The sequence below is a fragment of the Kiloniella sp. genome (assembly GCF_965205715.1).
Taxonomy (GTDB): Bacteria; Pseudomonadota; Alphaproteobacteria; order Kiloniellales; family Kiloniellaceae; genus Kiloniella.
Window position 1 is genome coordinate 252394 of record NZ_CBDBHW010000002.1, and the last position, 23864, is coordinate 276257.

Here is a 23864-nt window from a genome sequence, read left to right on the forward strand (position 1 = left end):
ATCACGCCTCATAGGGCGGTTAAAACTGAAATCATGAGAATATAAAGAGCAGAGAAATAAAAGATGTTAGAAATTAAAAACCTACACGCTGAAGTCGATGGCAAATCCATTCTTAAAGGCATTGACCTAAACATCAACAAAGGCGAAGTACACGCCATTATGGGCCCAAATGGCTCTGGAAAATCTACTCTGGCAAATGTTCTCGCTGGTCGGGACGATTATGACATCACGGAAGGAAGCGTCTCTTTTGATGGCAAAGACATCTCTGAGCTTGAGCCTGAAGAACGTGCTGGCGAAGGTATCTTCCTTGCTTTTCAATACCCGGTAGAAATCCCTGGTGTAACAAATACAACCTTCCTTAAAGAAGCATTGAACGCACAACGCAAATACCGCGGAGAAGAAGAACTCGGCGGCATGGAATTCGTGAAACTGATCCGAAGCAAAACGAAAGAGCTCGGCATCAAGGACGATATGCTTAAACGTGCTGTGAATGTTGGCTTCTCTGGTGGAGAAAAGAAACGTAACGACATTCTTCAAATGGCCGTTCTTAACCCAAAACTTGCTGTTCTGGATGAAACTGATTCTGGCCTCGATATTGATGCGCTTAAAATTGTTGCTGAAGGTGTAAATAAATTACGCGCTGAAAATAACGCCATTCTGGTGATTACTCACTACCAACGCCTGTTGAACTATATTGTTCCAGATAAAGTACACGTACTTGCTCATGGCAAAATCCAGCGTACTGGCGGCAAAGAACTCGCCCTCGAGCTCGAAGAAAAAGGGTATGCGGATTATCCTGGTGAGGCAGCCTAATGGTTACGCTTGCATCTGATAAAGAGGCATTCATTGCCCAATACGACCAAAGTAAAGATAATCTGCCTGGCTCAGAGATCACTTGGCTTGCAGATTTGCGAGCTAAGAATATCGCTCTTTTTGATCAGGTCGGATTGCCCACGGGTAAAACTGAACTCTGGAAATTTACTAACCTGAATCCCTTGAAAAAGCAGGCATTCTCGGGGCCTTCTCTTCAGGGCCCAGCTTCTGCAAACAATAATGAGTTACCAAGATTGCTCGCAGAAGGCGCCTCTTTCAGGCTTGTATTTATCGACGGCAGTTATTCTGCAGATTTGTCAGATAAGACCCTGCCAGCTGGTGTTTCGGTTCAAAGTCTTGCTTCCGCGATTAAATCTGGTGCCTCTGACCTTGAAACATCAATAGTTTCACGTGATCGTGCAGAAGAACAACCTCTCGTCGCTCTTAATACAGCGCTGATGACAGATGGTAATGTTATAGATATTGCCAAAGATGTCTCTGTGAACCTTCCTATTGAAATTCTTCACATGGGTGGTGGTAAAGCTGAACAATCCTATCATAACCGCAATGTTGTCTCTGTGGGCTCTGGCAGTAAAGTCACGATTATTGAGAACGTTACGGACAGAAGTGATAACGTTTATTTTTCTAACTCAGCAACCGAAGTCTCTGTTGGCGAAAACGCAACTCTCCACCACTATCGGGTTCAAGCCAGCAACAAAGCTGCTTTTCTTGTTTCCTCAACTGAAGCTGTTGTGGATAAGGGCGCCAGTTACGATAACTTCCTTCTAAATACTGGAGCACGACTGTCCCGTACTGAAACGAATGTCAGCCTAATAGCAGAAAATTCATCTTGCCATCTTAACGGGGCCTATATGGGAACTGATGATCAACACTGTGATATGACAACCCGTGTTGATCATAAATCACCTCATACGACATGTGATGAAGTGATTAAAGGTGTACTCGCCGGCAAGGCTCGCGGTGTATTCCAAGGCAAGATTATCGTTCATGAACTCGCTCAGAAAACAGTCGGAAATCAGTCTCACCGCGCGATGTTACTTTCAGATCGCGCAGAAGTTGATGCAAAGCCTGAGCTCGAAATTTTTGCAGATGATGTCATTTGTAGTCACGGCTGCACTTCTGGTCAAATTGATGAAGAACAGCTGTTCTACCTTCGCTCACGCGGCTTGTCCTCTGAGCAGGCTCAATCACTTCTGGTTAATGCTTTTCTCGCCGATGCAGTGGAAGCAGTACAGAATGAAGACTTAAAGGACCTGTTACTGGTCAAAATCGCTGATTGGCTGGAACAGAACCCAAACTAAAAGCCTTATCAAAAAGCTCAGACATATAAGGACACCATGATGAGCGTAGGAAACGCAATAGAAGTAGAAACAGGAAACATCCAAGCAGGAGATAACTCTCTGCAAGCCTTTGATGTCGATCGCATTCGCGAGGACTTTCCTATTCTTCAGCGTGAGATATATGGCCGACCACTCGTCTATTTAGACAGTGCTGCTTCCGCTCAAAAACCCCGTCAGGTTCTAGATCGGATGAACGAAGCCTATGAAACCTATTATTCCAATGTTCACCGTGGGGTCCATAGTCTCAGTCAAGCTTGTACTGAGGCATTTGAATCCGGCAGGACTGCTGCTGCTCGTTTTATAAATGCGGAAAGCCCCGATCAATGCATTCTCACCAAAGGTGCCACAGAAGCTATTAATCTGGTTGCTCAGAGTTATGGTCGTCACTTCTTAAAGGCAGGAGATGAAATTATCATCTCTCATATGGAACATCACTCTAATATCGTTCCATGGCAAATCCTTCGCGATCAAATTGGTATAGAAATTAAGGTTGTTCCCGTAGATGGTGATGCAAACTTCCTTTTCGATGAATACGAGCAGCTCTTCACGCCGAGAACCAAACTAGTCGCGATAACCCACATCTCCAATGCAGTAGGTACGATAACCCCGATTAAAGACATTATCAGGGTCGCCCATGCTCACGGAGCCAAGGTTCTTGTCGATGGGTGCCAGGCAGCTCCTCATGCCCATATCGACGTTCAAGATCTTGATCCAGACTTCTACTGCTTTTCTGGTCACAAAGTTTATGGACCAAGCGGTATTGGCGTACTTTATGGAAAAGCCGATCTGTTGAATTCGATGCCACCCTATCAGGGGGGTGGAGAAATGATTGATCTCGTTACCTTTGAAAAAACAACTTTCAAAGAGATTCCTCATCGCTTTGAAGCTGGCACTCCCGCCATTGTTGAAGCAATTGGTCTTGGCGCCGCCATTGAATACATAGAAGCTCTCGGTAAAGAGAATATAGCCGCACATGAAAATGGCATACTCGCCTACGCGACTGAACGCTTGAGCCGAATTCAAGGTCTCACGATCATTGGCCGCGCAAAAGAAAAAGCCAGCATCCTTTCATTCACAATGGAAGAAGCCCATGCCCACGACATAGGCACCATTCTTGATCGCCGTGGCGTAGCAGTGAGAGCTGGGCACCATTGTGCACAACCTCTCATGCAGCGCTTTGATCTCCCTGCTACAGCGCGTGCTTCCTTTGGGATATACAACACACGCGCAGAGGTTGATGCTTTGGCCGATGCTCTGGAAAAAGTTAGGGAGCTCTTTAGCTAATGTTTGATGACGGCAAAAGCTTAACCGACTTCCTCCCAAAAGCAGAAGAAGGTTTTAAAGCGAACGCTGGCTCTCCTCTGATTGAAGGCACAGCACTTGCGAATAAAGGGGCCATTATTGATGCCTTCCAGTCAGTTCACGATCCTGAGATACCAGTCAATATCTATGATCTCGGCCTGATCTATGGTCACGATATGGATGATAAAGGAACCGTGGAAGTCAGTATGACACTCACCGCACCTAACTGTCCTGTTGCCGGAGAGCTTCCTTTACAAGTTGCTCAGGCCGTTGCTGCTGTTGAGGGTGTTGGTGAAGTCACTGTGACTCTCACATGGTCACCACCCTGGAACAAAAATATGATGAGTGACGATGCCCAACTTGCCCTAGGGTTATTCATGTAGGGACTTTAATATTTAGGGATAACACCCTACTTAATATATAGTATGCCCGTAAACGTATTGACGAAGAGATTTTAAACCGATGATGCCCAAACTCATCACCCTTACAGATGCAGCCGCTGAGCGCGTAAAAACCCTTATGGACCAAAGCACCGATGAAGCTGTCCTCGGGCTTCGTGTCGGCATCAGCACCAAAGGTTGCTCAGGACTTAGTTACGTTGTCGAATACGCAAAAGAACAGAAGAAATTTGAAGATATTGTCGAAGATAAGGGTGTAAAAATCTTTATCGAGCCGACCGCCGTTATGTATCTAATTGGCTGTGAAATGGATTTTGTAACAGATAAATTCCAAAGCTCATTTGTATTCAACAACCCCAACGAAGCAGGTCGGTGCGGTTGCGGCGAAAGTTTTCATGTCGCCCCTGAAAGTAACAAAGCCGAACTTATCACTTAACACCCGAGACAAAACGTATATTAACCAGGCTACAGTTTTTCTGCGTCCTTAAAGACAACATCAACAATAGCCTGATATTTGAAGAATCTGGTCAATATCTACTGATTTCTCAAGATGTAGAGCCAACTCATCTAGTGTCGTCTCAATTTCATTCTCAAACAACACCGTGCTGGCTTCTCTATTTCTTATTCTTGAGAGAAAAGCAGATCTGAAGTTATCAGAAGCAAACAAGCCGTGAAGGTAACAGCCGGATATTTGCCCAGCGTTATAACTCACGCCTTCATCTTTATCACCTAAAGAAAGCATTGGGGATACATCTACAGCACTTTCATGCACCGTAGTTACACCTACATGCATTTCATAACCAGATACTTCCTCAGTACTAAGCACATCAATACCAGATACTTTGATAAGAGTTTTATCAGAAGTTAATACTGTCTCAACTGGCAATAAATTTAAACCCTGTATTGATTTTATATCGCCCTCTATACCCTCAGGGTCAGATACGCTCTGGCCCATCATTTGATAACCACCACATATTCCCAACACCTGGCCTCCCCTACGAACATGTGCAGCGAGATCAATATCCCACCCCTGTTGTCTGAGAAAAGCGAGGTCTGCAATCGTTGCTTTTGATCCCGGGAGTATAACTAAATTTGTATTCGCAGGAATTACTTCACCTGGGTGAATAAAGATAAGCTCCACATCTGGCTCAGCAATTAGAGGATCAAAGTCATCAAAATTGGAAATCCGGGAAATGAGCAATACCGCTATACGTATGAGCCCATCCTCCTCCCCCCGCTCTTGATGAGAGGCCGATTGAACACTCACGGCATCTTCGTCTGGTAATTTTCGAGCCTGGTGAAAAAATGGAATGACTCCAAGGGATGGAAAACCGCTTTTTTCCTCTATTATTTTGATCCCAGACTTAAAAAGATTAATGTCTCCACGGAATTTATTTATCAAAATTCCTTTTATACGTTCTTTTTCGTCGGGCTGAATGAGCTCACCAGTTCCAACAATAGAAGCAATCACACCACCACGATCGATATCACCAATAAGAATAACAGGTATATCAGCAGCTTCTGCAAACCCCATGTTCGCAATATCACCGCTTCTTAAATTCACCTCAGCAGGACTACCTGCGCCCTCTACCAGTATAATATCTGCCCCCTCTCCAAGCCGTGAAAAGCTTTCGAGCACGGTAGGCATCAATTCATGACGCTTCTGCCAATAATTTCCAGTATTCGTATTTCCCCAAATTTTTCCCTGGACAATAACCTGGGATCCAAGATCTGTTTGAGGCTTTAGTAATACGGGATTCATATCAGTAGAGGCTTCTACTCGACATGCTCTTGCCTGCAAGGCCTGTGCACGTCCGATCTCTCCCCCCTCAGAAGTCACAGCTGCATTATTAGACATATTCTGAGGTTTGAAAGGTCGTACACTTAATCCTCGATTACTTAGGGCGCGTGCAAGGCCAGCAACTAATAAGGATTTACCGACATCAGAGCCCGTTCCCTGAAACATGATAGCTACTGCCAAGTTACCCTCGCCATTTTATTAGGAGTAAAAACAAATATATACTTGGGTATTTTAATTCCCAGCTCTATTAACTTGAATCACATCAATATCCAAGTTCTCATTGAAATTGTCACTCATCTTAATCAGCCGAACAGCTTCGCATGTATTTCTCTCAAACAATTATGAACAGATACATAAAATTTTAAATATATTAAATACAAATATGTAATCAATTAATTATTACTTTACTTAAAGCCACCTATACAATATAAATAATATCTATTCTTATTAAAAAATAGAATTAGATAAATATTTACTGTTTGTTAATAGTTGGGTGCCATTATGATCCCAAGTTCAAATGAGGAATAGGAGCCCACAATGAGCAAATTTGTTAAATCTTTTATCGATAACGACTCTGGCGCAACAGCTATTGAATACGGCCTAATTGCAGCCCTCGTGTCCGTTGCAGCCATTACTGCACTGGGTAGCATGGGTAGTTCACTTGTAGATATCTTTGGTAAAGTCGACTCTGAGCTTTCAGACGCTGCAAGTTAATACCAATACAAAAAATATTAAAAAAACTGACCTTTTCGGGTCAGTTTTTTTTTGCTCAAATTTAATTTTTTATAATAGCTAAAGCCTTTATTCTCAATTCCTTCATGCACTTGTTAATTGAATTAAATACCGTAGATCTTTAAAAATTTACAAAACGTTTACCCTATTGACCTAACATTGCCACTATGATGGCAAAACGAATTCTTCTCATACTTATCGCTCTGATGCTCAGTGGTGGAACCGCTTTTATCGCCAATAATTGGCTAAAAGCGAATAAGCGCCCTACTCAATCTGCTCAATCAATCGCAGTAGAACCAAAGGCAGAAATCCAAATTCTGACTGCTAAAAAAGACATTCCGATTGGTAAATTCGTGAATGAAAATGATTTTGTTTGGCAGTCCTGGCCTGAAAACTATGTTTCCGACTACCATTTGAGAAAAGATAAATTCAAAGTAGAAGATTTAACGGGACGCGTTTCAAGAACAGGAATTACTGTCGGCGAACCTATTAATATAAAAAGGCTCGTTAGCCCTGGCGAGAGAGGATTTCTCGCCGTTGTTCTAAAGCCTGGCCACAGGGCACTTTCTGTTAATATTTCAAGCGAAACAAGTGTAAGCGGGCTAGTTTTCCCCGGTGACCGCGTCGATATGGTCGTATCAATGACCATTAAGAACGAAGAAGATAAAAAACAAAAACGGATGGCGAGTGAAACCATCCTCACGAACGTCCGTGTACTCGCTCTTGGAACCGCTTTAAGAACTGAAACTGGTAAGACCAATGCTGGTGCCAAGACGGTTACAGTAGAGTTAAAACCATCACAAGTAGAAATCGTCGCGGTTTCTGCTATTATAGGCAAGATATCGTTAGCTCTTCGTCCCCTAGCTAAGGATGATGAAGAGTTAGAACTCATAACTGAAACAGGTGATTTTTCAGAAGATGCAAGCCCTTCTAAGGGGGATAGCTATACCTGGGACTACGAAGCTGCAGAAGTTTTAGTACGAAACGAAAGTCCGACAGGTAGTTCCTTAGTCATTTCCAAGGGTAGTAGTTCTGTAAAAATTGGGGGAAAATAATGAAATTCTTGCTTAAGGTCGTTTTTCTTTCGCTCCTATTATTTACTCATTCAGCCTTTAACACAGCCAAAGCACAATCATTTCAGACTGTTGAAGTCGATTCTGAAGCTATGGAAATAGAGATGGGGGAAGGAAAATTATTAAGACTTCCCCGGGCCGCCTCTAATATCTTTATCGCAAATCCTGAAATCGCTGATTTAAATGTTAAATCTGCAAAACTCGTATATGTCTTCGGTCGTAAAGCTGGAACAACCAGTTTATTTGCGATCGATAGTAATGATCAAGTTTTAGCAAGTATACCTGTTAAAGTAAGTCATAACCTTAAATCGCTAGAAGAAGCTTTCGACAAAGCTATACCTGGCCATAAAATAACCGCGAGCTCTATAAATAACGGCATATTGTTAACAGGCGAGGTAAAGAATCCGACTGATGTCGATAATGCCCGAAGATTAGCTTTCCGTTTTATTGATCCAGAAGTTGAACGCATTATATCTCAAATGTCGATTACGGCTTCAGACCAAATACATCTCCGCGTCAGAATTGCAGAGGTCCGAAATGATGTCCTTGAACAATTCGGGTTCAATTGGACAGGCACTAACTTTAATGACGGACTGACCAATCTCTCACTGACCACGACAACGTCAACGATACTTGCGACAAGCCCTCCGAACTTATTGGGTATCACATCGACAATTGGAAACTACTTTAACCTCAATGTTTTGATTGACGCTCTTGCCCAAGACGAGCTTGTAACAATTCTGGCAGAACCGAACCTGACTGCTGTATCCGGAGAGACGGCTACTTTTCTAGCAGGTGGTGAATTCCCTGTGCCCGTGGGCTCTGAAGTTTCAGACGGGGTACGAAGCATCACTGTCGAATTCAAAGAATTTGGTGTCAGCTTGGCTTTCACGCCAACCATCGTCGGAGATAATAGAATCTCCTTGCGTGTAAGACCTGAAGTTAGTCAGCTTTCATCAGATGGCGCTGTTACACTTGGTGAGGTTGAAATCCCAGCCCTATCAACCAGAAGAGTTGAGACTACAGTTGACCTCGGTTCGGGCCAGAGCTTTGCAATCGCGGGTCTCATCCTTAATAACCAAACACAAGTTAACAATAAAGTACCCGGGCTCGGAGATATTCCAATTCTTGGACGGCTCTTTAAAAGTGAGCGTTTTCAAAACAGCGAAAGCGAGCTGGTTATCGTGGTTACACCCTATATTGTAAAACCATCAAACGCTCCAATCCCCTTGCCTACAGATCCATACGTTGCACAGACTGATACAACTGTTGCACCGACCAAACTTGGCAAAACGGATACCGGTAAATCAAACACGAGTGATTTCACGACACAATATACGACAACGTCTGAACCCACCTTTATTGTGGAGTAAATAATGTCCCGTTTAATTACAGGCCCTAAATCATTATGGATGACAGTACTTGCCATACCATTTCTTGCAGGCTGTACGGAACAACAGGGTTTTATGGTGCAAGACCCTATAGATCAGACCGTACAAGCAGGTAGAAATTTATTAAATACAGGTAGCTGGCGCCCACTGCCAACAACACCGAGAACTCAAACGTTTAATTACATCGCCTCAGAAGGCTTTCAAATACCTTCCGGTTATGTAGAAACAGATAAATTAAACATTGAGTTAAAAGAGTTTATCAACGCTTATAATATAACAGCTACGGACATCATTTTACTTGATGGACTGCGAAATAACATCGGTCGGCCAACAACGGAATCACAGAATGCAATAAACCGACTACGGTTTGCATTAAATGAAATCGGTTACCAGGCACAAGAATCAGTACGTCCCATAGCAATTTTGGATCCAAGCCAACATAACGCAGCAATATTAATTCATAGGAAAATTATTGTTGCTCCTGATTGCGATATCAAACCGCACCCTGTTGGGACGCGCCCCACTAGACGAACATTCGGTTGCGTACAAGAGGTCAATCTCGCGAACATGGTGGTGTCACCTGAAGCATTAGATGGTTCTGGAACAATGTCATCAGCAGATTCTACAGCAGTAACTCTAGGTATTGATCGCTATAGAAGAGGGGAAATTACTCCTCTAGATGCATCAGGTGTTGCTTCTGGTAGCGATGAATAAAAGGACAAAAAAAGATTATGCCAGCGAGTAACATCGACGATATATTTGGCGATCTGGACAATGATTTAGATGTCGTTCCAGAGATGGTGGGGTTTGTCAGTGATGGACAAACGCACGATGTAACTTTGTCAGTTGCAAAACAACTAAGTTTCCCTGCTGAAGTACGTGATGGTAATTGCCAAGATGCAATGAATTACCTTAGTGCTAGCGAACCCCCGAGATATTTGATCGTTGATATTGGTAGTGATGAATTATCGGCGGCGACTTCTATATTTTCACTCATAACCGCCCTTCCCGAATCAACTAAAGCCATCGCCGTTGGTACTGTCAACGATATCGGGTTTTACCGTGAGATGATTGATATCGGAGTATCGGACTACCTTCTTAAACCTTTGACAGAAAAAAGCCTTCTCAATGCAATTCACAAGGCAGATAAATCTGATGAAGTTTTAATTCAGCATGACAATGACTATCAGGAAAATCATAACAATAAAACGGTCGTAATTGGCGCCAGAGGCGGAGTTGGGGCTAGTACAATCGCCGTAAATCTCTCATGGGTTTTAGCAGAACAACTTGCCGTAAAAACGGCCTTACTGGATATGGATATTGAATTCGGTACCATTGCGCTTGCGCTTGATGTAGAGCCAACAAGAGGACTTCGTGAAGCACTGGAAAACCCGGAACGGTTAGATAGCCTATTCATATCAAGTACGACGGCAAAACTGTCTGATAATCTGGCTGTAATGGCAACAGAGGAAAACTTGAATGAAGACGTCGTCTTTACTCATGACGGTGTCGCAATTCTTTTGGAATCTTTATCACGAGAGCATCAGCAATTAATTATTGATACCCCAAGATCTGCCGTAAAACTGAGAAAGAGCATCCTTTCTGAAGCTGGTACCATAATACTTGTAACTGATTACAGCTTGCCAAGCCTAAGAGATACAATAAGAACGCACAGCGCAATCAAAACGATAAATTCCGATTGTAAAGTTCTCATTGTCGCGAATAAAACCGGTAACCAACATACAGCAATGCCACCTGGCGAGTTTGAAAAGGCTCTCGGGATGAAAGTAGTTGCCAATATACCAGAAGATAACAAACTTGGCTCTTCTCCGCTTTGTTGAGTAGAAAAAGATGCCGACCGCCAAGTAACCTGTTGATATGTATGGTTTCTGATAACTTTACATAGAGCAGGTATATGACAATCAACATCTCGCAGCATATTTTAGGCCTCAAAGGGCAACGTGTAAATGAAATTAAACTGGATGACGGCGGTGTTAAGATTGTCATTCACTGCAGCCGAGACGCGCGTAGGAGGGCTATAGACCCTGCTACAGGCCAGAAGGGAAGCATCAACCAGCATGTCCGCCGACAAGTAAACGACATCCCCCTTTTTGGGTATCCTTGTGTGGTCGAGATTGAGCTGGCGCAGGTTTATATTAACAAGGGCGAACGCCGCATTGAGGGGTGTGATTTTGTTGATAAAGGGTGCCGTTTCACTCACCGATTTTGCCGACTGATCAGTGGATTATGTCGGCATATGTCTATTCAAGCGGTTTCCAGACATTTGGATATACGATGGGAAACGGTCAAGAATATCGACAGGGCATACCTTATTGAAACTCTCCCTACGCTTGATCCTGCAGAGCTAACTGGCTTGGAATATATTGGTGTAGATGAAGTTGCCCGGGCGAAAGGTCATGACTACATGACGGTGGTCTACGATATGGTTGGCGGTCATCTGATCTGGGTTGAAGCAGGCCGAACTGCCGAGGTTTTTTCAAGGTTTTTGAAACAACTGCAACCAGATACAGCCTGCAAAATAAAGGCCGTAGCGATGGATATGGGGCCTGCCTACCAAAAGGCTGTCAGAGAGTCCTTGCCGTTGGCCGACATAGTATTTGACCGTTTCCACGTCATGAAAAACTACAGCAAAGCTATCCATAATCAGCGTCGACTTGAGTTCAGAAAGGCCGATCCAAGTGGTAAAGAGTTGATGAAAGGGACACATTATCTGTTGCTCAAAAATGCGGATAAGTTGAGTGAAAAACAAAGTGACAAGCTGCAAAGGTTGCTGGAGAGCAATAGCAACCTGAATGCACTTTACGTCTTGAAAGAACAGCTTCAGCTGCTGTGGAGTGCCGCTTCATTTGAGGCGATGGCGGAGCAACTGGAACGTTGGTGCCTGATAGCAGATCAGTCACAGATGCTCTATCTAAAAAAGTTCGCGAAATCCCTACGGAAACATTGTGTGGGCATCTGCAACTACGCCAAACACAAGCTCACAAGCGCCAGGATAGAGGCTGGTAATGTCAGTATAGGAATGATCCGTAAGCGAGCCAGAGGCATCAAGGATACCGAATACTTCAAACTCAAAATTAGACAATCATCCATTCCAGATAATCAATCTATGCTCTATTTGAAATCCTAAATCTACTCAACAAAGCGGAGAAGAGCCAATATTTTTTAGTTAACTTTCGGATAGAATTGAGAAAAACAACATCAACGAGATGTATTTCACTGTAATTAGAAAGTAGATATTCAAGGGGAATATCATAACCTGCCCCTGCCCCGAGAAGAACAATGCGTGTTCTACCTGAGGTTCTTTCAACGGCCTTTATTATCGTTTCTTGTGAGTGTTTTAAATGTGTAGACCAGGCCGACTGGCATCTTTTACGCCGTGCATCAATGGCGATTGCTTCATGTAAATATCCGAGACGCTTAAATTTATTTTGGCACTTGGCGAAAATATAAGTGAGTGCCTCGGACAGCATTTATTCAGCTCATTTTTATTTATTATGGATAATCGCAGCGATCACCGACTACTTGTACAAAACCTCGGGCACCGGTTTTTAGGGAGAACCTGTACTCTGATCCATTCACGACTATTGACTGGTGTAGCGGTAATTTACCACTGAGCTTTACTTTCTTCCCACCGAGAAGTGTAAAGACAAAATCCAGTGGTTTTGCTGGGTCATACCAGGCTTCAACTTTATTTTCCGCATTAAAGGCCGACACCCCATTAGCTGTAATCGTTACCCCACCACGTGCAAAGCTCACATTATCGTTCACCCCTGCATAGATCGGAGTATTTACGTAAAAGCGTTTTGCTACAGGATTATTGTCACAAACCTGTTCGTTCTCAGCACTTGCAATTAAAAAGTTTAAGCGATCCAAGGAGACACCATTGCTAATTTTTTCTTGGAGGTTCGTTACAATAACCTTGAGATCACCAGTAGGCACATCATCACGGTAGCGCCCCTCCCATTCAGAAGCGGTCTGTTTTGTGTTATCTAACTCAACATTAAGCTTGTCGCGCAAATCCAAAAGTTCTTGGACAGTATGCTCAAGCTCATTATTTTTCTCATTAAGAGTAACGACCTTACGGTTGGCTAGTTCTAAACCCGCCATATAAGAATACCAGCCTGCTGCACCGATAAGAATAAGTGCAATCATCCATTTAAATAGTGCCCAACGAAAATTGTGTGAGCGACGACGGCGAGATTCACGAAGGCCGAGAGACATCGAAGTAACTATCCATACAAAATGTGTTAAGATCGGGTTGCACCAATATTGCAACTCCAATCGTTGATATACCTCAATAGTACGGGATGGCAACTCTAAATTATACCAATTATCACCAAGCAGATCGAAGCATTGGATTTTAATTTAAAAGCCGCATACTATTAGAAATATAGTTAATCAGGTTCTTAGCATAACCAATAATGAGAAAATATGCGCCACTTGTGTTTTTTCCATGGCAAATAGACATATTTAATAACAACGCGATAGATCGATAAGGCTGAAGGATACCATAATGTCGAATGATGATATTAAAGAGCAGGTCCTAAAAGATCTAAAATCAATCAGAGATAAATTGGGACCTGAAGTTCTCAAAGAAATTGAGCTCCGCATGAACGGCCAAGTTCCTTATGATAAAGAATCAGCACGGAAAACCGTCGAGCTATTTTTACAAGGTCGACATGACCAGGGTGCTTTTGCAGAAAAAGTCCTAAATGCCTTAAAAGACAAAGACAAAACCTAAGTTCAAACAGTTCACACAAAACTAGCCACCTACCGCAAGAGTACCTATAAGGCTCCATCGGCAGGGAAAATCAGGTGAAGAAAATCTCAAAACATATTGTTATAATAGGCGGTGGCCCAGCAGGGCTAATGGCAGCTCACCAGCTTTTATCCTTCGGTCATAGAGTATCGCTCTATGAAGCCAAGCCCTCAATCGCACGAAAATTTCAATTGGCGGGCAGAGGTGGCTTAAATCTTACTCACAGTGAAGATTTAAAAGACTTCGCAACTAAATATTACGAAAACTCATCTTTTTTTACGCCACTCCTCAATAACTTTACGCCACAGGATTTACGAGAATTCTGCCATGGTTTGGGACAAGATACGTTTGTAGGCTCTAGCGGGCGCGTCTTTCCACGAAAATTTAAAGCCACCGAACTTTTGCGCGAGTGGATAACCAAACTTAATGCAAATGGACTTAAAATCTATACCCGGTACCGGTGGGTGGGTTTTGATCCTAATAACAACCTACTGATTTCAAATGAAAAGGGTGAGGTAGCGAGCACGTCTTACGATACTGCCATTTTTGCACTGGGCGGGGCCAGTTGGCCGAGAATGGGATCTGATGGATCCTGGGTTGATATATTTGCTAAAAAAAATGTTGAGATCACACCACTCCGACCTGCTAATTGCGGCTTTGAAACGAACTGGCCGGCCCATATTTCTAAGAAAATCTTTGGTCACCCCCTCAAGAACATTTCCGTCTCACTGGATACCAAGTACGTTAAAGGTGAAATCATGCTCTCTGAATATGGATTAGAGGGGGGAGCCATTTATGCACTCAGTAAAAAGATTAGAGAAAAAATTGAAAATACTGGTGAGGCACAAATTTTAATTGACCTAAAGCCAAACCATCCTGTCGAAAAGATAGAAAGATTATTAACCCAAAGAAATGAAGGCCAAAGCCTAAGTCGCTTTCTAAAACAGGAATTACACCTCGCCTCACCTGCTCTTGAACTTTTGAAAGCCTATAGCAGCAAGGAAGAGTTTAATTCACCGGGTACAGTCTCCAGGTTACTTAAAAGCCTACCAATTACCTTAACAAAAACGCGACCACTGGAACGGGCAATTTCAACGGCCGGCGGAATTAAATTTTCATCTTGTAACAGTGACTTGATGCTAAACGAACTCCCCGGCGTTTTTGTCACTGGTGAGATGCTTGATTGGGAAGCTCCCACTGGGGGCTATTTACTACAGGGATGTTTTTCTATGGCAGTGCATGTGGCAAAAGCAGCAGATGAATACCTAAGGTAATATCTATACCTTTGAGGATGAAAACAATGAGGGCCGATATCAAAATTAATATCGGCCCTCATCAAAAGCATTTATCGGTTTTTAGACTTAACTTAAGTCACCGCGAATGGCTTTAGAAAGTATTGAAGAATACTCTTCTGGAGTAAACTGGATTGGGTTGCCGCCAGCTGATGGATCTTCGGTCGCAAGAACACCGATTTCATCAACACGACTTTCATCAATGCCAATAGCAGAAAGCGCATTTGGAATGTCCAGCGTGGTACGCAAATCAAGAACCCACTGAAGCAAACCGTCAAATGAGGCATCACTGAGGTCTAGACAACGTGCAAGGTAAGCAGCGCGGTCTTCAATCACCGAACGGTTCGCGATAAGGACGTAAGGCATTAGAATTGCGTTGAGCATGCCATGATGCGCATCATAAATTCCACCAAGTGGGTGCGCCAGCGCATGCATGCCACCAAGACCTTTTTGGAAGGCAGTTGCCCCCATGCTTGAAGCAATCATCATATCTGAACGTGCAACGAGATCGGTACCCTCTTTAACAGAGTCCACAAGAGATTTCTGGATCAGGCGGATACCTTCAACGGCAATACCGTCAGCCATCGGGTGGTATCCAGGTGCACAGAAAGCTTCCAGGTTATGAGACAGCGCATCCATACCTGTTGCTGCTGAAAGCTTAGGTGGTAGCCCAACAGTCAACTCGGGATCATCGATAACAACAGATGGCATCATCTTCGCATGGAAAATGATTTTCTTAATGTGTGTTTCTTCATGTGTAATAACGGACGCACGGCCAACTTCTGAACCTGTTCCAGATGTGGTTGGTACAGCAACGATTGGTGCGATTTTATCTGCATTCGCCCGTGTCCAGTTATCACCAACGTCTTCGAAGTCCCAAAGAGGGCGATCCTGGCCAACCATAAGAGCAACTGCTTTAGCAGCGTCAAGGCCACTACCGCCACCAAAGGCGATCACACCATCATGGTTACCAGCGTGATAATGAGCAACTCCATCCATGATGTTCTGTCCAACAGGGTTTGGTTTGATGTTACTAAAGACATCACAACCAAGACCATCGGCTTTACAAGTTGCAACAACATCTGCAACCATTGGCAAGGCAGCCAACCCCGCATCGGTGATCAAAAGAGGATTACTCATGCCAAGGCCACGGCAGACTTCAGCGATTTCTTTTATTCGGCCTACGCCGAAACGGACAGCGGTTGGATAGTTCCAATTGCCCTGCATATGTTCGATATTTTCGCTCACGGTTATTCTCCGTTTGAGGTGGAAGGCGATACGCTTTGTGCGTATTCTGCTTATGTATCAATTCTTATGAACTGACCGAAGATATCTAAGACAAATTTTGTCAAAACACCAACAAATAAATTCGTAAAAAATTCTTATGAACCGGTATTTGTCAGACCAGTTCAGAAGAATAGTACAGGGAAGATATGCGAAGCTCTGATTATTGCTTCACTTTTTCCATTTTCGGATCATATAACGCACCGAAGTGGATCTCACAGGCGAAACGCTCCGTTCCAACCTCTAACTCATATTCCCCGGAGCTTAGATAGTCTTTATCAACACCATCCGGGTTTCGCACATAGCCATAACCAATATTCTTTTGAACGGTAAAACCAAATCCGGCTGAAGTAAGCCATCCGACCCGCTGCCCATTGCGATAGATTGTTTCCCGCCCGAGCAGAATGACTGAGGGATCATCGATAGTGAAACTGCAAAGGCTCTTTTTCACACCATCAGCTTTTTGGGTTTCAAGTGCCCTACGCCCTTTGAAATCGATTTCTTTTTTCAATTTACAAGCCCAGGCCATTCCAGCCTCTAATGGCGTGTGATCCGGGCCAATATCTGAAGACCAGGCACGATACCCTTTTTCTAAGCGCAGGCTTTCAATAGCGCGATATCCGGCATTACCGATGGAGAATTCTTCTCCTGCAGACATCAGGGCATTATAAACATTAAGGGCGAATTCCGTCGGGATATGAAGTTCCCATCCAAGCTCTCCAACATAAGTAACTCGCAAAGCCATAACAGGTGCTCCTGCGACACCAATGGTTTGCATCGTGCCAAATGGAAAAGCTTCATTACTGATATCGTCATCAGTGATTTTTTGAAGCGCGTTCCTTGCACTAGGCCCCATAACAGACAGAACAGAGTAGCCTGAGGTTACGTCAACCAATTGAGCATTCAGACCTTCGGGGATGTTCTTTTTAATCCAGTCAAAGTCATGGGTGGCATAGCCGGTTCCTGTAACAATATAAAACTCATCGTTTGAAACCCGAACGACAGTAAGATCACATTCAATGCCACCACGATCATTTAGCATTTGAGTGTAGATTAATGATCCTGATTTCTTCGCAATGTCATTCGCACAAATCCAACTCAGTGCTTTTTCAGCATCAGGTCCAATCAGTTTAAATTTTGCAAATGAAGACTGGTCAAAAACCGTTACATTTTCACGCGTTAACCTATGTTCATCACCTACGTTATCAAACCAATTTTGGCGATTGAAGGTATAGATATCTTTTGCTTCCTGGCCTTCTCTAGCGAACCAGTTCGGGCGTTCCCAGCCTAACTTTTCACCAAAACATGCCCCTTGACATTTAAGTTGATCATACAGAGGAGAGCGACGATTAGGCCGTCCACTGGAATGCTCTTCAAAGGGCCACGCCATAGTGTAGTGCTTACCATAAGCTTCGAGGGTTCTTTTACGGACCCAATCAGTATCAAAATGCGCCCGGCCAAAGCGTCTGATATCGGCAGGCCACAAATCGTAAGGCGGTTCGCCGTTAACAATCCATTCGGCCAGGGCCATCCCCGCTCCACCACCTGCGGCAATACCAAAGGCATTAAAGCCAGCGCCGACAAAATAATTTTTAAGCTCAGGTGCTTCACCAAGAATGAAATTTCCATCTGGCGTAAAGCTTTCCGGCCCATTAATAAGTTCGCGAACCCCTGCGGTTTCAAGGGCGGGTACCCGACCAAGTGAAAGTTCAACAAGCTGTTCAAAATGGTCCCAGTTTGAATCAAGTAAAGAGAACTGGAATTTTTCCGGGAAACCCTTTGTTGCCCATGGAATACCATTGGGCTCATAGCCGCCCATAACCAGACCACCGACATCTTCCTTGTAATAAGTCAGACGATCGGGATCGCGCAATGTTGGAAGATCAGGGGTAATACCCTCTATTTTCTCGGTGACCATGAACTGGTGTTCAACGGATACCAATGGAACATTAACGCCAACTTTTTTAGCTTCTTGGCGCGCCCATTGACCGCAGCAGTTTACCACTTTGTCACACTTGATCCGGCCTTTACTTGTTACAACGGCAACGACCTGACCGTCTTCAACTTCTACATCCAGAACTTCAGTGTCTTCGTAAATGGACACACCGTTCATTCGAGCTCCCTTGGCAAGGGAGAGCGTAATATCTGACGGATTAGCCTGACCATCCGTTGGTAAGAAGGCAGCACCGACTACATCGTCAATCGTCATCATCGGCCAGAGTTCTTGAGCTTCTTTTGGTGTTAAAAGTTGCATATCGAGACCAAAGGAGTGTGCCGTTGTTGCCTGACGTTTTACCTCAGTCCAGCGCTCCTCTGTACAAGCGAGCCGCAAACCACCGTTCATTTTCCAACCGGTAGCTTGCTCCGTTTCCTTTTCCAGGTTCTTGTATAGATCAACTGAATACCCCAACAATTGGGTGATATTCGCATTTGACCGCAATTGCCCTACCAGCCCAGCGGCGTGGAAAGTGGTACCAGAGGTCAACTTCCCACGTTCGATTAAGATAGTATCACTGTACCCCATTTTTCCCAGGTGATAGGCCGTAGAAGTGCCCACAATACCACCACCGATAATGACGATCCGTGCATCTGTAGGCAGGTCTGAAGATGGTAAATCACTCATAATTATATCTCACTTTTTTGGAAGGCTTGTAGCTGTAGTTTATATTTATTGAGGTTTTCTTCGGTATAGGCTCTAAAATCAAAGTCGATATCCGAGGTTATTTCTGACACCATGCTCCACATGGTTTCACGGAGGAGTGAAGCACATTTCATAGCTTCGTATTTCAAACGAAATTCATCCGTAATCGTCTTTTCATAGTAGGTTTCAAGAACCCATTGCTCTGAATTTGGATCCAAGTCTGAATTAGATACCAGCCCCCCAAGGTCAAAGAGAGGTGAATTAAATCCGGCATAGTCCCAGTCAAACAGCCAAAGACGTTTGCCATCATCGATAAAATTTGCGGCCAAAAGATCATTATGGCCAAAGGTTAATTCCACCTGCCCTACCGACTTTTCCAGGCTTTCAGCACTCTCAAGTAACCAGGGGATTTCCCCAAGCATACGGCTGTTATTCTCTTTGAGAGTTGCCGCATAGTCACGAATAACGTGAAACACCCAGAAAACCAGAGAAGGACCTCTTAAATACTTAGGGATCTCTTTATGTGCTTTGCGAACAAGAGGAATTATCTTTTCAAGATTACCGCGTTCTCTTACCGCCGCCTCGTCAAAACATTGTCCCTCTATAAAGCGGAGTACCATAATCCCCTGAGATGCATAAACGACCTCGGGGGAGACCCCTGCCTCATACGCCGCTCTGCTTGCAGCAAGTTCATTAAAACGCATAACGTGATGAACTGGAATATCTTCGCCGAAACGAACAACATATTTCCCTTTATTATCCTTTACGGTAAAATTATGATTTGTAATCCCTCCCCCTAAAGGCTCTGGATTAACGGGTCCATTCCAACAGGGCAGTTGGCAGATTTTTTCAATACGACTTGTCATAATTTTACCTTACCCAATACCGAGACGTTGTTTTGCTTTTTTTGAACCCGCAGCAATCATACGGTCAGCGATAATGGCGATGAACGCGATTGAAAGGCCGGCGACCAATCCTCGGCCGGTATCAGCTTTGGTCAGGGCAATATATACTTCCTGCCCCAAATCCCTCGTACCGACTAGAGCCGTAATTACCAGCATGGAAAGAGCCAACATAATGGTCTGATTAAGACCAAGAAGAATTTCAGGTAGAGCCAAGGGTAATTTGATCTTGAACAACAATTGTCGCTTGGTACAGCCAGAGGTCACACCCGCCTCTATCAAGGCAGGCGGTATCTGCTTTATACCGTGGGTCGCATAACGAACCGCGGGGGCAATCGCATAGAGAACAACCGCCACCATCGCAGAGAAATCACCAACTTTGAACAACATCACAACAGGTATAAGGTAAACAAAGCTTGGCAGGGTTTGTAAGGTATCGATTACCACCTGAACGATACGACCAAAACGTTGGTTCTCTGCCGCTGCAATACCGATGGGAATACCAAAGGCACAGGCAATAATGACGGATACACCACAAAGATATACCGTAATCATCGCCTTTTCCCACATACCTGTCGCGAGAATAAAGAGGCTAAGAGCAAGTGTAAGCGCTAATAAACGAACACCACCTAACTGCCACGCCCCCACAGATAAGAGAAGGATCGTCCAAGCCCAAGGCATCTTTAAGAGTACCAACTTCACCGGCACCATAAAATACACAAGAACAAAGGTTTTATAACCTTCAAGAGCATCAAAATAATTGACGTTTATCCACTTTACGAACTCAGCAAGGGATGTCCCCACACCCAATTCCATCGATGCTGGATAACTCTGGATTGGTGGCATGATCATTCCAAGAAACAATGTTACCACGGCAATGACAGCAACTGTAATAGTCCAGGGGTGTCGGTGCATAAACGTCTGGGAAGTATCCGAATGAATAGGGTCTGGCCTTGTTGCAAAAGCTTGGCTCAAACGATCAAGTGCAATTGCCAGAACCACAATCCCAACGCCGGCCTCAAGCCCGCCACCAATATCGAGACGACGTAGCGAGGATAATACATCATACCCAAGCCCACCTGCCCCAATCATAGAAGCGATAATAACCATATTGAGAGAAAGCATTATAACCTGGTTAACACCGACCATTAGCCCTGGTGTCGCCGAGGGGACAAGAACCTTCCACATCAATTGCCTTTTTGTACACCCGGCCATATTGCCGAAGTCCGTGAGCTCACTTGGAACCCCTTTTAAAGACATAATGGCGATCCGGGTCATGGGTGGCATCGCATAGATGATTGTTGCAATCATTGCCGCAACCGGACCAAAACCAAACAGGAAAAGAATAGGTACGAGATAAGCAAAAACCGGAATGGTTTGCATCAAATCCAATACTGGAGATATGCACTTCTCAAAGGTCGGTGACCGATAGGCCGCAACCGCTAATAATAACCCACCGATGACACCAAAGGGCACAGCAATGACGATAGAAGCTAACGTCACCATGGCACTGTCCCACTGGCCAAAAATAGCGAGATAAAGAAAACACCCACCGATGAAAGCAGCAAGCTTCCAATCCCTGGCATAGTGACCCATGGCGATAACCATCGCAATCACAGCTATCCACGACAGGGGAGGAAGAATCTGTACGGCTTGGCTGCCCTGTCCCTCTAGAAAACCAATTGAAAACAAACTGGTGGCAAATGATAAAGGTGCATCAAGTAACCAAGAGAAACTTCGGGTCATTTCCTTAAAGGTAAAGAACCCCAAGTTTGCGTCTTCGACCAACCAATCCATAAAATTCGAAAAGTATTTTTTGACCGGAACTTGTGATTTCCGTGGGATTTTGAACATCCATTTCGGAAATAACCCTTTGCCTTCAATATAAAAGAATACCGACGTTATCAGTGCCAATATCCAAAATATTTTGGCACCTCGGATGGGCCCCATAGTAGGCATGAAATTTTTGACGCTCGTAATCACAAGACCACCTCACGGCCAACAAGTACATCCATCACCATTTCCCGCGTGAGTAACCCTATAGGAGTTCCTTCGGGGCCTGTAATCTCAAATGGCTTGTCGGATCTTTCAACCTGATCAGCAACATCTGCGATTATGGCGTCATGCGATAGTGTACCCGCAGTTTCAACGGAACTGTCAAAGGCAGTTTTAAGTAATCCAGCGGTTAGGACTTTTGCTCTAGGAATGTGTTGGGTAAATTCTGCGACGTAGCTTGTTGCCGGGTTAATAACCAACTCTTCCGGTGTACCAATCTGGATAACTTTACCATCCTTCATAATGGCAATGCGATCAGCCAGGCGGATCGCCTCTTCAAAATCGTGTGTAATGAATACAATGGTTTTTTTCAAAACATTCTGAAGACGAATAAACTCATCCTGCATTTCACGGCGAATTAGGGGATCTAATGCAGAGAAAGGCTCATCGAGAAACCAGATCTCTGGTTCAACAGCTAGAGACCTTGCAATTCCGACCCTTTGCTGCTGACCACCAGATAATTCCCGGGGGTAAAAGGCTTCTTTCCCTTTGAGACCGACCAACTCAATAATACTTTGGGCTTGTTGTTCTCTCTTTTCTTTCGGGACGCCCTGGACTTCCAGAGGGAAGGCCACATTCCCCAACACGGTAAGGTGTGGTAAAAGAGCAAAATGTTGAAAGACCATTCCCATCTTATGGCGACGGACTTCAATCATCTCATCATCACTGGCTTTAAGTAGATCCTGACCATCAAATAGGATTTCACCGCCAGTCGGCTCAATCAATCGGGAAAGACACCGAACCAGGGTAGATTTTCCTGATCCAGACAGCCCCATAATGACAAAAATCTCACCCGAATGAATGTCAATATTGGCATCTCTAACACCACCGACGAGATGAGCATTCTTTAGATCATGGGAGCTCGGCTTGTTATTATGTTTTTGTAAAAAATCTTCTGCGTTAGAGCCAAAAATTTTCCACACGCCTCGGCATGATAGCTTTACAGATGAGTTCATAACCACAAGACCTATAGGTATACGTATTAATAACTTGTATGATTTTGTAAATCAGGTGTATGGCAGCACAGCAGGAGGATTTGTCACCATACACCTGAGTAATTGGATTAGTTTTTAACCCAATCAGACCAACGTCCTTTGTTGGCTTCGACCCACTGATTTACCGTCGCATCCATATCTTTGCCTTTAAGATCGACGTCGATAATCATTTCGGACATTTCATCATTACTGAGGTTAAACCCCTCAATTGCTTTATGAGCACCAGGCCATTTGTCTTTCAGGCCAGACCAAGCGACTTTCCAGATTGGGCCTGTCGGCTTACCACAGTCATAGGCGGAATCTTCGTTAGAACCCCAGCTTGGATCATTATAACAATCCGCAGAATATTTAGGAAACTCGACCCATTCACCTTCAAATTTAGCCGGTGCCCAATGAGGAGAATAAACCCACAAGAGAACAGGAGCTTTTCTTTGATAGGCTGACTCTAATTCTGCAAATAGCGCAGCATCCGTTCCAGCATGGATTACTTCGAAGTCCATCTCGAGAGCTTCAACACGTTCATCATCAAAACCACCCCAGGTTACAGGTGCGCCGAGATAACGTCCTTTGGGAGCTGTTTCCGGTGTAGCAAAAGCTTCAGCACAATCATTCAGCGCCTCCCAGTTAGGAAGACCTGGGCAGACTTCTTTCATATAAGAAGGATACCACCATTCTTCGATGGCCTGCATGCCTGTTTCACCCAGGTTATCTACCTTACCTGTTTCAACAGCTTCATCCATAGCCTCACGGCCTGTTGTTTCCCAAATTTCCATGGCAACGTGAAGATCGCCTTCTTTGAGGCCTGCAAATTGGGCGATATAGTCGGCTTGAACATACTCAACGTTATATCCAGCCTTTTGCAGGACAGACCCCATTATTTTGGTTGTCAGTAATTGTCCTGTCCAATCATGCAAGGTCAGCTTGATGGGATCATTTGATTCAACTTCTGCAAATGAGGCCGTGGAAACCATGCCTGTCATGGCAAGACCACCTAACAATGCCAAAGCGAAACGAGACGTTTTTTTCATGAACTTCTACTCCCTG

21 protein-coding genes are annotated in these 23864 nt (G+C 44.2%); 13 read left to right on the forward strand and 8 right to left on the reverse strand.

The window, feature by feature from the left end:
- Positions 1–63 precede the first annotated feature (63 nt).
- From sufC to ACOGW3_RS03400, 5 genes are all read left to right on the forward strand, one after another.
- Positions 64–813 carry a Fe-S cluster assembly ATPase SufC gene (gene sufC / locus ACOGW3_RS03380; protein ID WP_419901663.1) on the forward strand — a complete coding sequence of 250 codons (750 nt, stop codon included), beginning with the start codon at positions 64–66 and terminating at the stop codon, positions 811–813.
- Positions 813–2135 carry a Fe-S cluster assembly protein SufD gene (sufD, locus tag ACOGW3_RS03385; RefSeq protein ID WP_419901664.1) on the forward strand — a complete coding sequence of 441 codons (1323 nt, stop codon included), beginning with the start codon at positions 813–815 and terminating at the stop codon, positions 2133–2135. The genes sufC and sufD overlap by 1 nt, the downstream gene beginning before the upstream one ends.
- A 39-nt stretch (positions 2136–2174) precedes the next feature.
- Positions 2175–3458 carry an aminotransferase class V-fold PLP-dependent enzyme gene (locus tag ACOGW3_RS03390; RefSeq protein WP_419901665.1) on the forward strand — a complete coding sequence of 428 codons (1284 nt, stop codon included), beginning with the start codon at positions 2175–2177 and terminating at the stop codon, positions 3456–3458.
- The gene (locus ACOGW3_RS03395) at positions 3458–3859 is read left to right on the forward strand and encodes a DUF59 domain-containing protein (protein WP_419901666.1); all 402 of its coding nucleotides are present in this window, start codon (positions 3458–3460) and stop codon (positions 3857–3859) included. The genes ACOGW3_RS03390 and ACOGW3_RS03395 overlap by 1 nt, the downstream gene beginning before the upstream one ends.
- A 79-nt stretch (positions 3860–3938) precedes the next feature.
- Positions 3939–4310 carry a HesB/IscA family protein gene (locus tag ACOGW3_RS03400; RefSeq protein ID WP_419901667.1) on the forward strand — a complete coding sequence of 124 codons (372 nt, stop codon included), beginning with the start codon at positions 3939–3941 and terminating at the stop codon, positions 4308–4310.
- Positions 4311–4370: 60 nt separating this feature from the next.
- Here ACOGW3_RS03400 and ACOGW3_RS03405 read toward each other — a convergent pair whose 3' ends face one another.
- Positions 4371–5855, reverse strand: a complete 1485-nt coding sequence (locus tag ACOGW3_RS03405; protein ID WP_419901668.1) for a cobyric acid synthase — start codon at positions 5853–5855, stop codon at positions 4371–4373.
- Positions 5856–6212: 357 nt separating this feature from the next.
- Here ACOGW3_RS03405 and ACOGW3_RS03410 point away from each other — a divergent pair, with 357 nt between their 5' ends.
- The 6 genes from ACOGW3_RS03410 (at position 6213) to ACOGW3_RS03435 (ending at position 12019) form a co-directional block, all read left to right on the forward strand.
- Positions 6213–6389 (forward strand): Flp family type IVb pilin, encoded by a 177-nt coding sequence (locus tag ACOGW3_RS03410; protein WP_419901669.1) that lies wholly within the window; start codon positions 6213–6215, stop codon positions 6387–6389.
- A 188-nt stretch (positions 6390–6577) separates the two neighbouring features.
- Complete coding sequence (gene cpaB / locus ACOGW3_RS03415; RefSeq protein WP_419901670.1) at positions 6578–7462, forward strand: Flp pilus assembly protein CpaB; 885 nt, start codon at positions 6578–6580, stop codon at positions 7460–7462.
- Entirely contained in the window at positions 7462–8853 is a 1392-nt protein-coding gene (locus tag ACOGW3_RS03420; RefSeq protein ID WP_419901671.1) for a type II and III secretion system protein family protein, read from the forward strand. The genes cpaB and ACOGW3_RS03420 overlap by 1 nt, the downstream gene beginning before the upstream one ends.
- A 3-nt stretch (positions 8854–8856) precedes the next feature.
- Entirely contained in the window at positions 8857–9585 is a 729-nt protein-coding gene (locus ACOGW3_RS03425; RefSeq protein ID WP_419901672.1) for a CpaD family pilus assembly lipoprotein, read from the forward strand.
- Between the two features lie 17 nt (positions 9586–9602).
- Positions 9603–10712 carry a P-loop NTPase gene (locus ACOGW3_RS03430; RefSeq protein ID WP_419901673.1) on the forward strand — a complete coding sequence of 370 codons (1110 nt, stop codon included), beginning with the start codon at positions 9603–9605 and terminating at the stop codon, positions 10710–10712.
- Between the two features lie 74 nt (positions 10713–10786).
- Positions 10787–12019 carry an ISL3 family transposase gene (locus tag ACOGW3_RS03435; protein ID WP_419901077.1) on the forward strand — a complete coding sequence of 411 codons (1233 nt, stop codon included), beginning with the start codon at positions 10787–10789 and terminating at the stop codon, positions 12017–12019.
- A 365-nt stretch (positions 12020–12384) separates the two neighbouring features.
- Here ACOGW3_RS03435 and ACOGW3_RS03440 read toward each other — a convergent pair whose 3' ends face one another.
- Entirely contained in the window at positions 12385–13113 is a 729-nt protein-coding gene (locus ACOGW3_RS03440) for a hypothetical protein (RefSeq protein ID WP_419901674.1), read from the reverse strand.
- A 292-nt stretch (positions 13114–13405) separates the two neighbouring features.
- Between ACOGW3_RS03440 and ACOGW3_RS03445 the strand changes: the two genes are divergently transcribed.
- Positions 13406–13633, forward strand: a complete 228-nt coding sequence (locus ACOGW3_RS03445) for a hypothetical protein (RefSeq protein ID WP_419901675.1) — start codon at positions 13406–13408, stop codon at positions 13631–13633.
- A 74-nt stretch (positions 13634–13707) separates the two neighbouring features.
- On the forward strand, positions 13708–14925 hold the full coding sequence (locus tag ACOGW3_RS03450) for an NAD(P)/FAD-dependent oxidoreductase (RefSeq protein WP_419901676.1): 1218 nt from the start codon (positions 13708–13710) through the stop codon (positions 14923–14925).
- Between the two features lie 87 nt (positions 14926–15012).
- Here the strand turns inward: ACOGW3_RS03450 and ACOGW3_RS03455 are convergent, their stop codons facing one another.
- The 6 genes from ACOGW3_RS03455 to ACOGW3_RS03480 form a co-directional block, all read right to left on the reverse strand.
- Positions 15013–16191, reverse strand: a complete 1179-nt coding sequence (locus tag ACOGW3_RS03455) for an iron-containing alcohol dehydrogenase (RefSeq protein WP_419901677.1) — start codon at positions 16189–16191, stop codon at positions 15013–15015.
- Positions 16192–16390: 199 nt separating this feature from the next.
- Positions 16391–18850, reverse strand: a complete 2460-nt coding sequence (locus ACOGW3_RS03460; RefSeq protein WP_419901678.1) for a GcvT family protein — start codon at positions 18848–18850, stop codon at positions 16391–16393.
- 2 nt (positions 18851–18852) lie between these two features.
- Complete coding sequence (locus tag ACOGW3_RS03465) at positions 18853–19734, reverse strand: phosphotransferase (RefSeq protein WP_419901679.1); 882 nt, start codon at positions 19732–19734, stop codon at positions 18853–18855.
- Positions 19735–19743: 9 nt separating this feature from the next.
- Positions 19744–21624, reverse strand: coding sequence for an ABC transporter permease (locus ACOGW3_RS03470; RefSeq protein WP_419901680.1), 1881 nt, complete (start codon positions 21622–21624; stop codon positions 19744–19746).
- A gap of 125 nt (positions 21625–21749) precedes the next feature.
- Positions 21750–22781: a quaternary amine ABC transporter ATP-binding protein gene (locus ACOGW3_RS03475; RefSeq protein WP_419901681.1), complete on the reverse strand. Its 1032-nt coding sequence runs from the start codon at positions 22779–22781 to the stop codon at positions 21750–21752.
- A 107-nt stretch (positions 22782–22888) separates the two neighbouring features.
- Entirely contained in the window at positions 22889–23848 is a 960-nt protein-coding gene (locus ACOGW3_RS03480; RefSeq protein WP_419901682.1) for an ABC transporter substrate-binding protein, read from the reverse strand.
- Positions 23849–23864: the final 16 nt, after the last annotated feature.